Source organism: Streptomyces sp. NPDC040718, from assembly GCF_055593565.1.
Genome location: NZ_JBVIXO010000002.1, coordinates 618,912 through 633,975 on the forward strand (window position 1 = coordinate 618,912; position 15,064 = coordinate 633,975).

At 68.5% G+C, this 15,064-nt stretch carries 9 protein-coding genes, 1 tRNA gene and 1 other RNA gene; 5 read left to right on the forward strand and 6 right to left on the reverse strand.

Going from position 1 to position 15,064, the window contains the following annotated elements; translation table 11 throughout:
• Window positions 1-89: 89 nt before the first annotated feature.
• Both ACZ597_RS08365 and ACZ597_RS08370 read right to left on the reverse strand, forming a co-directional pair.
• Window positions 90-1,055 (reverse strand): DUF2637 domain-containing protein, encoded by a 966-nt coding sequence (locus ACZ597_RS08365; protein ID WP_471326619.1) that lies wholly within the window; start codon window positions 1,053-1,055, stop codon window positions 90-92.
• 430 nt (window positions 1,056-1,485) lie between these two features.
• Window positions 1,486-3,006, reverse strand: coding sequence for a DnaB-like helicase N-terminal domain-containing protein (locus tag ACZ597_RS08370; RefSeq protein ID WP_471326621.1), 1,521 nt, complete (start codon window positions 3,004-3,006; stop codon window positions 1,486-1,488).
• A 278-nt stretch (window positions 3,007-3,284) separates the two neighbouring features.
• Between ACZ597_RS08370 and ACZ597_RS08375 the strand changes: the two genes are divergently transcribed.
• From ACZ597_RS08375 to ACZ597_RS08385, 3 genes are all read left to right on the forward strand, one after another.
• Window positions 3,285-3,779 carry a helix-turn-helix transcriptional regulator gene (locus ACZ597_RS08375; RefSeq protein ID WP_471326624.1) on the forward strand — a complete coding sequence of 165 codons (495 nt, stop codon included), beginning with the start codon at window positions 3,285-3,287 and terminating at the stop codon, window positions 3,777-3,779.
• Window positions 3,780-3,981: 202 nt separating this feature from the next.
• Complete coding sequence (locus ACZ597_RS08380) at window positions 3,982-4,281, forward strand: helix-turn-helix domain-containing protein (protein ID WP_471326626.1); 300 nt, start codon at window positions 3,982-3,984, stop codon at window positions 4,279-4,281.
• A complete protein-coding gene (locus ACZ597_RS08385; RefSeq protein WP_471326628.1) occupies window positions 4,278-6,050 on the forward strand; it encodes a tyrosine-type recombinase/integrase in 1,773 nt (590 codons plus the stop codon). Before ACZ597_RS08380 ends, ACZ597_RS08385 begins: the two co-directional genes overlap by 4 nt.
• A gap of 72 nt (window positions 6,051-6,122) precedes the next feature.
• Here the strand turns inward: ACZ597_RS08385 and ACZ597_RS08390 are convergent, their stop codons facing one another.
• The 4 genes from ACZ597_RS08390 to ACZ597_RS08405 all read right to left on the reverse strand — a co-directional run bounded on the left by ACZ597_RS08390 (window position 6,123) and on the right by ACZ597_RS08405 (window position 12,495).
• A complete protein-coding gene (locus ACZ597_RS08390; protein WP_471326631.1) occupies window positions 6,123-9,200 on the reverse strand; it encodes a type I restriction endonuclease subunit R in 3,078 nt (1,025 codons plus the stop codon).
• 3 nt (window positions 9,201-9,203) lie between these two features.
• Window positions 9,204-10,490, reverse strand: a complete 1,287-nt coding sequence (locus ACZ597_RS08395; protein ID WP_471326634.1) for a restriction endonuclease subunit S — start codon at window positions 10,488-10,490, stop codon at window positions 9,204-9,206.
• A complete protein-coding gene (locus tag ACZ597_RS08400; RefSeq protein ID WP_471326637.1) occupies window positions 10,483-12,036 on the reverse strand; it encodes a type I restriction-modification system subunit M in 1,554 nt (517 codons plus the stop codon). The genes ACZ597_RS08395 and ACZ597_RS08400 overlap by 8 nt, the downstream gene beginning before the upstream one ends.
• Window positions 12,037-12,410: 374 nt before the next feature.
• A tRNA-Ser gene (locus ACZ597_RS08405) sits at window positions 12,411-12,495 on the reverse strand.
• A 119-nt stretch (window positions 12,496-12,614) separates the two neighbouring features.
• On the opposite strand from ACZ597_RS08405, the gene ffs reads away from it, so the two are divergent.
• Window positions 12,615-12,713: signal recognition particle sRNA small type (gene ffs, locus ACZ597_RS08410), an RNA gene on the forward strand.
• A 65-nt stretch (window positions 12,714-12,778) separates the two neighbouring features.
• Window positions 12,779-15,025, forward strand: coding sequence for a DNA polymerase III subunit gamma and tau (locus tag ACZ597_RS08415; protein WP_471326641.1), 2,247 nt, complete (start codon window positions 12,779-12,781; stop codon window positions 15,023-15,025).
• Window positions 15,026-15,064: the final 39 nt, after the last annotated feature.

Below are 15,064 nucleotides of genomic sequence, written 5' to 3' on the forward strand. Positions count from 1 at the left end.
TGGGGTGCATGGCTGCGTGCTGCCTTGTGCTCGGCTGAATAGGGACATGGGACGCGCCGGAAGGGCGGGGGCGGCGCCTTTGTGGGGGGTCAGACGTTGCCGGCGGGGGCTGCGGCTTCGTCGAGTGGCCCGACCTTGAAGCCGCCGTCCGCGACGGGCTGGGTCTGGCCGGTGCGCTCGGCCTGCAGTTGGTTGCGCAGGAGGCGGGCGGGTTTCTGGCCGATCCGTAGCGTGGTGCGCAGACGCTCGGCGGTCAGCTGGTCGTCGCTCCAGTCGGCGGTCAGGAGTCGGGCCTCGTGGAGGACTTCGGCGTCGGTGCGGCTGCGGTGGGCGGTCGGCTTGGCGGCGGCGGGGACCCGACCGGTCGCCCGACGCGGCGCAGATCCCGTCGACTCCGCCACGGCGGCTGACCGGGGAGGTCGGGCAGCAGCAGCGGGGGACGGTGTGTCGAGCTCGGTCGGCCTCGTCACGGGTGGCTCGGTGACCTTCATGGGGGTCGACTTGGTCGGCTGCTTGAGGTCCGGTTTGGCCTGGCCAGACCTCGACTGTGGGGCCTCCTCGCCAGCCGACTGGTCGGCTTGCCGGTCGTCCGACTGGTCGGAGGCCATTTCTATGGGGTCGGCCGACTCGGGGTTGTGGTGCAGCACCTTGGCCACGAGGTCCGACCCGAAGTAGATCGACCCGACCGGGAGCGAGGTCGCCAGCAGTACGAGGGCCCAGTTCGCTGGGTCCCAGTCGGTCAGTCGGCCCCACTGGACCGACGTGGTGTGCAGGGCGGGAACGAGGCCGTGCACGTAGTTCAGCAGGAGGCTGGCGATGGTGTAGGCGGCCAAGACCCGCAGCGCGAACGTGCGGTCGGTGCCGGTCAGGACGAGCGCGGAGACCAGCGCGAGGGCCATCAGTCCGTCGACCACGATCGGGTAGAGCAGGGCGGCGGTGGAGTCTGCGCCGATGGCGCTGGCCACGTCGGACAGCGCGTTCCACGAGACCCGGAAGGCCATGAGGACGACGGCCACCAAGCCGAGGACGAGGGCGATGCGTCCGCTGCGGTTCACGTGACGGCCCCCGGCGGGTGCGGGTGCTCGGCGGGCGCCGGCAGGATCGTCACTTTGGCGAGGGTCTCGTCCTTGGCGGCCGGGGTGGGCGGGGAGCGGGGCGATGCCGGCGCGGATGCTGCGGTCGCCGCGTGTGGCTGCCGGGGTGCTCGGGGCAGGGGAGAGCAAGGCGGGGGGCTCCAGGGTGGGGAAGCGGGTCTTGTGTTGGGGTCGTTCACAGCGTTCACGCGGGGGGCGTTCACGCGAGCCCCCTTCTAAAGGGGGGCTCGCGCGTGTACGCCTGGGTGCGTGTACGGCGTGTACGCCTCCGTGAACGTGTGACCTGCGGTTTTGTGGTGAGCGTGCACGCCTGGGGCGGGTTGTGGGCCTGTGCGTGCGGGAGGGGCGCGTGTACGGTCGCGTGAACGGTCCGCGGGGGCTAGCGAAGTGGTCAGCCGACGGCGGTGAGGTGGCGGGCGGAGGCGTAGTAACGGGCCTGCTGGCCGCCTCCGGTCCCTCCGGCGATGCCGTCGGCCTTGGTGGCCAGGCCGCTGTCGACGAGGCGGGAGAGGTGGCGCCTGGCCTTTTCGATGTCGGCGCGGTCGGGGTCGCCCCCGCCGATGAGGACGGTTGCCAGGTCACGTGCGGTCAGCCCGTTGGGAGCGTTGCGCAGCAGGACGGCGGGGTCCTTGGTCGGGTCGAGGGTCGTGGTGCCGCGCACGTGGTCGTGGGTGACGTCCAGGGGGCCGACTTCCCCGGTGGGGGTCTTGAGGTGGTGCAGGGTGACCGCGGGGTCGCCTGCCCGGCCCGTGACGAATAGGACGCTGCCCGCGCCGGCGGTGATCCAGGTGGAGCCGTAGACCTGGTCCAGGCTGGGGCGCTGGCCGCGCGGTGCATCGGCGGCGGCCTTGCGCTGGTGGTGCAGCTCCATGATCTCCACGCCGTTGCGTATCGCCCGCTGACGGGCGTTGTGGAAGGCGACCGCGAGGCTGTCGTCGACCATCGTGGTGACCGCGTCCTTGAGGCTGTCGATCACGATGGTGTCGGCCTGGTGGGCTGCGGCGAGGTCGGCGAGGAGGTCGGGCTCCTTGTCGAGTGTGGCGGGCAGCGGGCCTTCCCAGACCACGAGCTGCTCGCGCAGGATCTTCTCGTCGGTGTGGAAGACGCGGCGGGCCATGGCCTTGGCGATCTGTTTGGGACGGTCCATCGCCAGGTAGAGCACCCGCCGGCTTGGGGCGACGGGCATCTCCAGGACGGTCTCCTGCAAGCCGAGGCGGGCGAAGATCACCTGGTGGGCCAGGGTGGTCTTTCCGACGCCCGGCGCGCCGACGATCATCAGGCTCTCGCCTGGGGCCCAGAGGGTCTTCTCGCGGGTGCCCCACAGGGGCTCGGCGTCCGCACCGGTCTCTTTGACGAAGGACCATCCGTCGGTGGCGAAGCGGGACAGGCGCCCCTGCCCCGAAGCGAGTGCACGCTCGCGTTCCGCGCGTACTTCCGCTTCGACCTCGCTGCGTATCGCCTCGGGATCCGCGCCGGGCTCCTGCGCCCGCTGGACCGTGCGTATGGCGGAGGCGAGCAGGCGGCGGAGGTTGGCCTTCTTGCGGATGATCTCCGCGTGGTATGCCGCGCTGCCGGTGCCGTAGAGGGCGTCGGCGAGCTGGAACACGTAGGCGGAACCGCCGACCCGCTGTAGGTCGCCTTGCTGCTGTAGCAGTTCGGTGAGGACGATCGGGTCGGTCGGATTGTCCTCGCGGTGCTGGGCGAGGAGAGCGCGCCAGATCGTCTCGTGCGCGGGCCGGTAGAACGCGTCGTCGCCCAGGATGGGCCGGACCGCGTCGATGACGTCGGCTTTGTGCATGCAGGCGCCGAGGACCGCGCGCTCGGCATCGATGTTGAAGGGCGGCTCCAGCGGCGTGGGGCCCTCGTCGAAGTGGGATGGCGTCTGGGTCGGCAGGGTCGTACCCTGGGTCATTGAGCTCCTCACCCGGCGAGCCATATGGGGCGGCAACCCCGGCTGTGCCGGTTCGATCGTTCAGGGATGGGCGGTTTCGAGGGTTCATGCTCTGCCCCCGGTGCTACGCGCCGGGGGCTTTTCCGTGTCCGTCTACGTTCCCCGGCGTTCGGGGGTGGACGGACAGCATACCCAGGAAGTTCGATAATGCAATGACTTGCATTCGGCTCCGCAACGGTGTTCACTTCTGACCGTGGCCGCAGTGGCCCCTGGGGTCACCCTGAAGGGAGGAGGTGGATATGAGCAGCAAAGACGGTGCGGCACGCGCAGCGGGCCCGGACCGGCCTGTGCCCGAGGACTACGTCGCCGATCGCATCAAGCAGGAACGTGAGGCGCGCGGCTGGAGCACGGTCGCCCTTGCCGAGAAAATGGCCGAGGCCGGCCACCCGGTCAACCAGGCTGCCATCTGGCGCATCGAGAGCGGCAAGCCGCGACGCCGGGTCAACCTCGACGAGGCGCTTGGTTTCTGCCAGGTATTTGGCCTCACCATGGACGAGCTGACCGCTCCGCCCATGAAGCACGCCGACCCGGTTATCCGCGGGATCGTCCGCGAACGCATCGCCAAGCAGGCCGCGCTCGCGCGTGTGCAGCATGACGCGCAGATCCTGGAACGCGAGCTCGACCACATCGAGTTCGAGCTGAAGCACTTCGCAAGCTACGGCGACGAGCAGAAGGCCGAGCTCGAAGAGTTGATGCGCCGCGAAGAAGACGCGTGGAAGCGCCAGCACCCCTGAATGAGCGTGGGGCCACGAGGCCGAGCGCGGGTAGGTCTGCGCCGTCCGGATTCCGGCAGCACACGCCTCGGGGCCGCTAACGCCAAGAAGCGTGCCCCCGTGCCTTACTGCATCAGCACTGCCCATCCCTGAACATCACCACCGGCCTGGTCCGCGAGGGTTGCCGCCCCGTGACCGTGTGCGCCGGAGGAGGAGCACACCCTTGCCCCAGCACTCCCTGCCCCTTGCCCAGATCGCCCGGCTCCTCGACGTCCCCGAGGACTCTCTCCGCGCGCTCATAGCCGCCCGCGCCGGCGACCAGGGCGACACCACCCTCGTTGGCCTCACCGTCGCCGAAGCCGCACGTCGCCTCGGCATCGGCCGGACGAAGATGTACGAGTACGTCTCGTCAGGGGCAATCCACTCCGTCAAGATCGGCAGCTTGCGCCGCATCCCAGCAGAGGCGGTGAACGACTTCCTGGCCCGCCGCCTGTCGGCGAGCGACTTCGGGGCCGCCGCGTGACGCGAGCCTCCGTACCGAAGCCCCGCCAGCCCAACGGCGCCTCCACGATCTACCTTGGCAAGGACGGCAGATGGCACGGCCGCGTCACCGTCGGCGTCAAGGATGACGGCACGCCCGACCGGCGCCACGTCGGCCGTAAGACCCGCGCCGAGGTCACCAAGGCCGTCCGCGAGCTGGAGCGGCAACGCGACAAGGGCACGGTCCGCAAGGCCGGCCAGAGCTGGACGCTGGAGACCTGGCTCACCCACTGGGTCGAGAACATAGCCGCAGCCCATGTCTCCGAGAACACCATCGACGGCTACCGCGTCGCCGTAAACCACCACCTCATCCCCGGCCTCGGCGCCCACCGCCTGGAGAAGCTGGAGCCGGAACACCTGGAACGCTTCTACAAGAAGATGCAGGACTCCGGCAGCGCCGCCGGCACCGCCCACCAGGTCCACCGCACCGTGCGTACCGCGCTGAACGAGGCTGTCCGCCGCGGCCACCTCACCGCTAACCCGGCCACGATCGCGAAGGCCCCCCGGGTCGACGAAGAAGAGGTCGAGCCGTACTCGGTCGAAGAGGTCCAGCGGCTGCTCGCCGAGGCGGGCAAGCACCGCAACACCGCGCGCTGGGTCATCGCCCTCGCGCTCGGCCTCCGCCAGGGCGAGGTCCTGGGCATGCAGTGGGACGACGTGGACTTTGAGCTCGGCGTGATCCGCGTCCGCCGTGGCCGGCTGAGGCCCAGATACAAGCACGGCTGCGGTGACCGCTGCGGTCGCAAGCCCGGCTTCTGCCCCCAGAAGATCAACATCCGGCGAGAGACCAAGAGCGCGAAGTCCCGCGCCGGCCAGAGGCCCATCGGCGCCCCGGACGAGCTGATGGAACTCCTCCGCCGCCACAAGGAGGCGCAGGCCCGTGAGCGAGCCCTCGCCCGCGACCTGTGGACCGAGAAGGGCTACGTCTTCACCTCGCCGGTCGGCGAGCCCCTCAACCCCAACACCGATTACCACAAGTGGAAGGAGCTGCTGAAGGCTGCCGAGGTCCGCGACGGCCGCCTCCACGACGCCCGCCACACGGCGGCCACCGTGCTGCTGATCCTCGGCGTCCCGGACGCGGTCGTCGACGCGATCATGGGCTGGGAACCTGGCAAGTCCGCCAGGATGCGCCGCCGCTACCAGCACCTGACCAGCCGCGTCCTGAAGGACACCGCAGACAAGATCGGAGGTCTCTTGTGGGGCACAGAACAGACCGGAGTGCCCGGAGGGCCAGTGCTTGGCGCCAGCGCGAGTCCTGTGCCTGCTGAGCTGATGCTCCACGTTGCCCGTCTCGGCGAGCGGCGGGTGCCATTGCTTCACCGAGAGCACGCCGACGAGGTGGTTGCGCAGTGGAGCGAGGACTGGCCCGACCGCACAGCCGCAGTCGAAGAGTGGGACCGCTGGCGATGGGAGCGTGAGGGCCCCGGCGGCGTACGGGCGATCTGCGAGCGCATGCCCGAGCGGACAGTGGTCTTCCACGCCCGCGCGCTGTTCCTCCCCGGAGGGGAGCGTGAGGCGACTGGCCTCCCCGAGCAGTGGTCGGTGCCTGCCTGGGAGTTCGAGGCTGATGCCTACACCGATCGCCCGTCAGCCTGGCGCACGGCACGCCGCCCGGGCTCGGGCCAGGAGGTCGAGGCCCAGGTCCGCGGTACCGACGAGGCGGCCGTGGAGGAAGCCTTCGCCGAGGCGTGTGCACAGGCTGTGGACCGCGCGCAGAACCCGGGGAAGTACGGCGACACCGACGAGTGGTAGCGCTAGCCGCCGTGTGCACTGGCGCGACGAGGCCCAGCAACCGCCACAGGTCGCCGGGCCTCTGCGCGTTCGTCAGTCAACGAGGTAGTGGGCCTCGATGTAGGCGACGGTGGCGTCGTACGGCTCTCCTACCGGTTTCAGTGCGTAACGGCGGAAGACCGCGGCAGTGGCGCGGCGGGCGCCTCGGTTGCGGGCGTCGGCGTTGTCCCATGCCCGAGCAAGGGTGCGGGTGACTACCTGGTCGATTTCCTCGGCCAGGTACCTCTCCGTGACGGTGAGGCCGGCAGGCGCGTGGTCGTGGATTATCCGCGACAGGACGCCGATGTGGTCGTCGTCCAGCACGACGACGGCTTCGTCAGGGTGCTTCTCGGCGTTGACGATGGTCCGGGCCACCCGAAGTGCTTCGGACAGGAAGTCCAGTGCGTCCTGGGCATTCTGGATGATCCGGTCCCGCAGCTGCTTGATCCGCTCCGCGAGGGCGGTGTACTTCGCGGACCCGGGTTCGACTCCCTTGTCGAGGGCAGCCTTGATGTGGTCCAGGATTTCCGCCGCTGACGGCGTGGATGTGTCCTCGCCGCCATCCTTGTCGGTCTTCGGGCGGACGAGCGCCAGCAGCTCCTTGAGGATGGTGATGCCCTGGGCGTCCAGAGTGAGGGCTTCCTCCTGAGAGGCAACTACGGAGAAGGAGTGGACGTGGGCGTTGATGATCTCCAAGACCATCGGTCCCAGCTCGGTCAGCCGTTCCTTTCTCTCCTCGTCAGAGGACTTCTTGAACAGGGTCGTGTACACGGACCCGAACAGTCCGAAGCCGTCGCTGTACTTGGCGACCCGCTTGTCAGTGTTGATGAACGGGTACAGGCGGGCCAGGAGCCGGTAGTCCTTGCTGAACACCTCGGCGGCGTCGGGGTTGGCATCCAGGAAGACGTTGATGGCTCGGACGGACTGGTATCCGTGGACCGTCAGGTCGACGCCGTCCACGTCCGCGAGGAGGTCTTCGATGCGGGCGAAGGCGGTGCGGAATTCGGCGACCAGTTCGGACAGGTCGGTGACGAACCCGCCTCCCTTGCTGTGCCCAGCCGCGGTGGGGTCGACGACGGCCCGCTGGACTTCCTCGGCCAGGCCGATGTAGTCCACGACCACGCCGGAGGTCTTCACGAACCCGGTCGGTGACACCCAGGTGCGGTTCGGGCGAGTGATCGTCTGGAACAGGTTGTGTGCCTTCAGCGGCTTGTCCAGGTAGAGGACTCCCTCGTTGGGAGCGTCGAACCCAGTCATCAGCTTCGCGGTCACCACCAGGAAGCACAGGGGGTCGTCCGGGCTGAGGAACCGCCGCTTTTGCTCCTCTTCCTCGGTCTCCGAGAGCTGGTACGGCTTCATGTCGACGTCTTCGGTCTTGGAGTCCGAGACGGAGATGTTCACCTCTGCCGTGATCCGCTGGTGCTTCCCGACCTCGCCGAGCACCTGGGATGCCTCGAAGCCGGCCAGCAGCTCGTTGATCTTGTCCGTGTACGCCACAGCCAGCTCACGGTTGTAAGCGACGACCTGCGCCTTGAGGCCGTTGCGGTAGGCGCCGGCCAGGTAGTGGTCCACGATGTGCTGGCAGACCGTGTGGATACGGTCGGGGTTGGCGAACACTGAGGTAAGGCGTCCGAACTTGCGGGACAGGGCCTCGCGGTCGGGGTCGTCGAGATCGAAGTCGTCGGCGAACTCGTCGAACTCGGCCTGCAACGCCTGGTCGTCCATCTCGAAGGAGACCGGGTGCGGATGCAGTATGACCGGGACGGTCGCCTCGTCCAGCAGAGATCGGGACACCGAGTACCGGTGCAGCACCCTGCCCGGGTCGCCCTCCTCCCCGAAGAGGTCGAAGGTGTCGGTGGCGAGGTTCCTGATAGGGGTGCCGGTCATGCCGAAGAACCTTGCGTTGGGCAGCGCTGCGCGCATCTGCCCGGCCAGGGACTCTTCATCGGAGGACTGGGTGCGGTGTGCCTCGTCGACGAGCACGATGATGTTGCTCCGGACCGACAGGTTCTTGCCGGCCTCGGCGAACTTGTGGACGGTCGTGGAGATGACGCCACGCACGTCGTCGGCCAGCAGGGCGCGCAGCTTTTGGCTGTTCGAAGGCTTGTGGAAGTAGGCGTCCCCCATCGCCGAGGTGAAAACCCCTGAGGTGTGCCGGACGAGGTGATTCCGGTCCGAGAGCAGAATGATCGTGGGCGACTCGGTACGGGTATCGGCCAATAGCAGCGCGGCGGCGAACACCATCAGCAGGGTCTTCCCGGAGCCCTGGTGGTGCCAGACCAGGCCCTTCGAGCCGCCCTGCAGGACACGCTCGTGGATCAAGTGCGCAGCTTCCATCTGCGGGTAGCGGGGGAGGTACTTCTTGTCGGTCCCTCCCCCGGCGGTGTCGAAGAGGGCGAAGTTGGCGAGCATGTCCAGGATGGTGATGGGGTTCATCAGCAACTCGACGGAGCGCTGCACGTCGGCTTGCCCGGACAGATTTTCGTCATCGTCGGTGGATCGGAACGGTTGCCACAGGTTGGTGGGCGCGCCGGCGGCGCCGAACCGCAGCTTCAGTCCGTCCGTGGCGACGGCGAAGACGTTGGGCGTGAAGAACCACGGGTACTCGGTGACGTACACGTTGTTGATCTCGCGTGCAGCCTCAGCCCACCCGGACTTCGCGGTCGGGGACTTCACTTCGACCACGACCAGGGGCAGGCCGTTGATCCAGTAGACGAGGTCGAACCGTCGGGAGGTCTTGCCTGGCACGGTTATGGTCACTTCGTCCGAGACGACGAGGGTGTTGGCGGTCGGATGCTCGAAGTCGATGACCTTCAGTGCGTGCCACACGCCCTCGGCATCTCGAAACTCCTTATGCCCGCGTAGCAGGCGTAACACCTGCTCGTTGGCTCGCACCAGCCCGCCTTCGACAGCGTTGACCGTGGCGACGATCTCCTCGACCACCGTATCCGCGTCGAAACCGTCGATCACCCCAGGGTTGAGACGAACGACGGCGTCCCGGAGCTGGCCTGCGATCACGGTCTGAGTCGTCTCACGCGACAGCGACCTACCCGCTGTGAAGCCCCACCCCATCGGAAGAGACCACTGGATCATCAAGTTCTGGAACTCGCGCTCCCGAATGCCCTTTGCCACGGCTCAGACCTCCAACTCGGCACACTTGATGTCGATGGCGCGGTCCAGTAGCCCGGCCAGCAGTCCAGCCCGGACTTCACGGAGGCGGGCGGCCTCTGCGCGGGTCGCCGTGACGACCTCGCTCATCGAGTCGAGCTCTGTCGCGATGCGCTCTTGGTCGGCGACGTTCGGGAGACGCACAAGCATCTGGACCGCCCGCTTAGACCCGATGTGCTTGATGTTGGTTCCGCCGGCGACGTCACGGAATTGCCCGGACTCGTACGCCCACAGGCACCAATGCTTGACGAACGCCGGAATGCTGACGCCTTGGATGGCGCGATAGCGAAGCAGGGTGTTCTGGAAGCAGACCGGAGCTGGAATTTCGTCCCGCCACATGGCCGGCATTCCCACTGCGGTTGCGCTCGCGCTCCCTTCGGAGACGAGGACGTCACCATACCGGAGTACGAAGGTCTCGCGCTCGCTCGGGTTGAAGTCCATCTTAAGTACGTCGGAGAGGTTCAGGGTTCCATAGCCGACGTTGGCCGACCGTAGGTAGGAAGTCATGTGTGGGCCGGTCGCGCGTTGTGGTGAGCGCTGGCGTCCCATCGTGATGCTAAATGCCTCGTCCGCGCGGACTGTATTGGTTGAACCGTCGGTCATCGAGTCAGCACGAAGGCGGCGAAGAACGTCTCGAAGCGCATCCGCCTCCCTGTCGAGTGCGGTGACCTGGTCGTCCACCGCATCAAGCACGTCGGCGATGCGCGCTTGTACCTGACGGGGTGGGATCGGGAGTTGGATCTGCAAGAGTTGCTCTGGATTGAGACGCTTGCGCCGTTGAACCGTCCCGCTCACTCGGTTCTTCATTTCTGCCCAAAGTCGCGGTGAGCGGCAGACGTGCCTCATCCAGGCGGGCAGCAGTTCTGGGTGAAGCGTGAACGTCGGGAACTCGTTGCTGACCACGAATCCGTCGAACTCGGCAGGTACTACGGTGATCGGGCCTTCCCACGCGGTCAGCTTTCGCATCACGACCTGGTCGGTGTGCAGCACGTTCATTGCTGCGTACTCTGTATCTCCGCCGTCGAGTTCGCCTTTATCGACAACCCCCTTTCCGGCATTCAGGACCCCGGCTAGGCGGTAGGTAGTTGCTGGCTTCATCGGTGTGCGCTGGATGTCGAGGTGCATCAACTCCCCGAGCGGACGAAGTGGATAGCCGTCACTCATCGAATCCCTCGATTCCTCCGGCGGAGCGGCTACCTTGCGGCGCGCAGGCTCCCCCAGATCACCGAGGGTGATCTGCTGCCAGTCACTCATCGAATCCCTCGATCCCTGCGGCAGAAAGGACGGCGAACATTTGCTGCTCGGTCTTCTGACGCTCGGCCCGGGCGATGTTGTAGGCGTCGATGAGGGTGCCGAGGTCTTCCTGCTCGGCGGCAGCCTGCTTGATGTAGCGGCCGATGTTGAGGTCGTACCCGTTTGCCACGATCTCCGTGGCGGGGACAAACCGCGCCGAGAGGCCAGCCTCTCCGTCGCTGTCGGAGCCCGAGTGGTAGGTCGTCACGACGCCGGTGACGTCTGCGTCAGTGAGGACGTTGCGGTTCTTGGCTTTGGTAAACCGTGTGGAGGCGTCGATGAACAGCACGCCGCCCTGCCGCTCCGGGGTCTTTGTGCCGGGGGCACGGAAGACGAGGATGCAGGTCGGAATCGTCGTGTTGTAAAAGAGGTTCGACGGCAGCCCGATCACGGCTTCCAGGAGGTCGTCGTCCAGGACACGCTGGCGGATGGCCGCCTCCTGGCCACCTCGGAAGAGGACGCCGTGCGGCAGGACGACGCCGGCGCGGCCCTTCTTCGGATCCATGCTGGCGATCATGTGCTGCACGAATGCCCAGTCCGCCGACGACTGTGGGGCTACCCCTCCGATGGCGCGCGGATCGTTGGTCCAGGGCTTCCACTTCAGGCTGTAGGGCGGATTGGCGACAATTACGTCGAATTGCCTGACGGACCCGTCGGGCTTCTTGAAGCGCGGGTCCCTCAGGGTGTCGCCGACCTCGACCTTGAACTCGGTCAGGTTGTGCATGAAGAGGTTCATTCGGGCCACGCCTGCGGTGTCCGTTACCGCCTCCTGCCCGTTCAGGCTGAGTGTGTACCCCCGCCCGCCGTGGGCCTTCAGGAGGTTCGCGGCGGCAATGAGCATGCCACCAGACCCGCAGGTCGGGTCGTACACCGACTCGTGGTTTTTGGGGTCCAGCAGCTCGATAATCAGCTCGACGACCTCACGCGGGGTGAAGAACTGGCCGGCGCGCGTGCCTGACCCGTCGGAGAAGCGCTTGAGCAGGTACTCATACGCTCCACCGAGCACGTCGTGGGACATGTTGCCCTCGTGCATCTTGGGGGTGCGGTCCATCGCCCGCATGACCGACGCCAGCACCTCCCCTGGCAGCACCGCTTCGGAGGTCCAGGTCATGGACCCGAAGAGACGGGAGAACTTGTCAGGGTTGGCCGACTCGATGGCCTGGAGGGAAGCGCGAACCCGCTGGCCGAGGCCGTGCTGGGCGACGGTGGTGAGGATGGAGGACCAAGAGGCACGACGTTCCTGGACGGTTCCAGCCTGGATGAGCGGAATCTCGAACGACTGATGGTCGCGGTACTCGATCTCGCGGGCTTCCTCGGGGGAGAGGCCGGCCAAGCCCTCGTACTGGGCCAGGAACTCCTGGTGGTTGTGCTCCCAGGTGTCCGACAGGTACTTCCAGAACATCAGCGGGAAGACGACCGAGGAGTACTGCGCTTCGGGCATCGCCACGCGCAGCTCGTCGGCGGCGTCCCACAACCGGTTCTCGATCTCCTGCTGGGTCACTGCCATCAGATGGGGGTGTCCTTGCTCGTGTCTGGGCGACGGTCTAGAAGCCGTGGAGCCGCGGGGCATCCTATTTTGGCCCTCCGACAATGCGGCTGTGGTCGACCTCTCTGCTGGCCGGTTCAAGGAGCCAGCTCGGCCAGGTGTGGCCCGCATGCTGCCTCGAAGCCTCATGCCGGTCGCTCAGGAGGATCTTGGTCTCGATGCGGTCGACGATCACGGCCCCCGTACCTGATCTTCGGCAGAGAGCGGTCGAAGCCTGTCCGTGGAGATCCACGGCTGTCCGCCCCGCGCAACTGAGACCAGAACTGAGACCACCGAACGACGAAGGACCCGGCCGCTGAGCGGTCGGGTCCTTCGTTTGCCCTGGTGGGCGAGTGCGGAGGATACGAGATTCGAACTCGTGAGGGGTTGCCCCCAACACGCTTTCCAAGCGTGCGCCCTAGGCCTCTAGGCGAATCCTCCGCCGCAAACAATACAAGACGTTGAGGGGTGCTCGCGAACACGATCCGGGCCGGGGGTCCCGATCGGATCCGGGGAGGGGCCCGGCTCGATTCCGGGGGCCCGTATCCGCTAGGGTGGGGCCCAGCCCCTCACGTGGCGCTATCTCACCCAACTCCCCCAGGGCCGGAAGGCAGCAAGGGTAAGTGGGCTCTGGCGGGTGCGTGGGGGGCGCTTTGCGTTCCGGGGCGGGTCCGGGGGCGTCGGCGGGCCACTGTTGTCGGTGGGCCCGGATAACCTCGTAGACGTGTCGTCCCTTGCGCTGTACCGCCGCTATCGCCCCGAGTCGTTCGCCGAGGTCATCGGGCAGGAGCATGTCACTGCCCCGCTGATGCAGGCCCTGCGGAACAACCGGGTCAATCACGCGTACCTGTTCAGTGGCCCGCGCGGCTGCGGCAAGACGACCAGCGCGCGCATCCTGGCGCGCTGCCTCAACTGTGAGCAGGGTCCCACCCCGGATCCGTGCGGCGAGTGCCAGTCCTGCCGTGACCTCGCCAGGAACGGGCCGGGGTCCATCGACGTGATCGAGATCGACGCCGCCTCGCACGGTGGTGTCGACGACGCCCGCGACCTGCGCGAGAAGGCCTTCTTCGGGCCCGCGTCGAGCCGCTACAAGATCTACATCATCGACGAGGCCCACATGGTCACCTCGGCGGGCTTCAACGCCCTGCTGAAGGTGGTCGAGGAGCCCCCGGAGCACCTCAAGTTCATCTTCGCGACCACCGAGCCCGAGAAGGTCATCGGGACGATCCGCTCCAGGACGCACCACTACCCCTTCCGGCTCGTGCCGCCCGGGACGCTTCGCGAGTACCTCGGCGAGGTCTGCGGGCGCGAGGGCGCCAAGGTCGAGGACGGCGTGCTGCCGCTCGTCGTGCGCGCCGGCGCCGGGTCCGTGCGTGACTCCATGTCCGTCATGGACCAGCTCCTCGCCGGTGCGGGCGAGGAGGGTGTGACGTACGCCATGGCCACCTCCCTGCTCGGTTACACGGAGGGGTCCCTGCTCGACTCCGTCGTGGACGCGTTCGCCGCCGGGGACGGGGCCGCCGCCTTCGAGGTCGTCGACCGGGTGGTGGAAGGCGGGAACGACCCGCGCCGGTTCGTCGCCGACCTGCTGGAGCGGCTGCGCGACCTGGTGATCCTGGCCGCCGTGCCCGACGCCGGGGAGAAGGGGCTGATCGACGCCCCCGCCGATGTCGTGGAGCGGATGCAGGCCCAGGCGTCGGTGTTCGGCGCCGCCGAGCTCAGCCGCGCCGCCGACCTGGTCAACGCCGGGCTCACCGAGATGCGCGGCGCCACCTCGCCCCGGCTCCAGCTGGAGCTGATCTGCGCCCGGGTGCTGTTGCCGGCGGCCTTCGACGACGAGCGCTCCTTCCAGGCCCGCCTCGACCGGCTGGAGCGCAGCGGACCCCCCGCGGCCGCCTTCGCCGCGCCGGCCGCGCAGCCCGCCATGGGCTACGTGCCCGGGCCCGAGGCGCACGGCATGGCCCCGGCCGGGCCCGGCGGCGGGGTCGCCGCCGCGCGTGCCGCCGTACGGGGTCCGGGTCCGGTGCCGGACGCCGCCGTGGCACAGGCACCGCCCGTGCAGGCCCCGGCCCCCGTTCCGGCTCCGGCCCCCGCGCCCGTGCAGGCCCCCGCGCCCGTGCAGGCCGCCGCTCCTCCGGCCGCCGCCGCGCCCGCGCAGGCCCCCGGCGCGTGGCCCGGCGCCGCGCAGCCCGGCAGCGGAGCGCCCGCCCCCGGGGCCTGGCCCGGGGCCTCCGCCCCGGCCGCACCCGCCGCCCCGGCCGCCGGGGCGTGGCCCAGCGCGGCCCTCCCCGGCAGCGGTGCTCCGGCCGCCCCCGCGCCCACTCCCACCCCCGCCCCGGCGGCCCCCGCGGCCGCGCCGGTGGCCGCCGCGCCCTCCGCCGAGATGTCGGCCGGGGCCGGACAGGTCCAGGCGATGTGGCCCGGCGTACTGGAGGCCGTCAAGAACCGCCGCCGCTTCACCTGGATCCTGCTCAGCCAGAACGCCCAGGTCACCGGCTTCGACGGGACCACCCTCCAGCTCGGCTTCCCCAATGCCGGAGCCCGCGACAACTTCGCGAGCAGCGGCAGCGAGGACGTCCTCAAGGCGGTCCTCGCCGAGCAGTTCCAGGTCAACTGGAAGATCGACGCCGTGGTCGGGGGCGGCGGACCGGCTCCGGCCGCGCCCTCCTCGTACTCCTCCTACTCCGCGCCGGCCGCACCCGCCTACAGCCCGCCGTCGGCGGCCCCGCAGGCCCAGCCCGCCCAGCCGCCGGTCCAGCAGGCCCCGCAGCCGTCCGCGTACCAGCCGCCGCCCCAGCAGTCGGCCCCCGCGCCGCAGCCGCCCGTGCAGCAGGCACCGCCGCCGGTCGCCCCCGAGGACGACGTACCGGAGGAGGACGACCCGGACCTCGTCGACAGCGCCCTGACCGGACACGACCTGATCGTGCGCGAGCTCGGAGCGACCGTTGTGGAGGAATACACGAATGAGTAGCCCCCGCTGATTGGGTGGCCGCACGAAACCGGCCGCGCC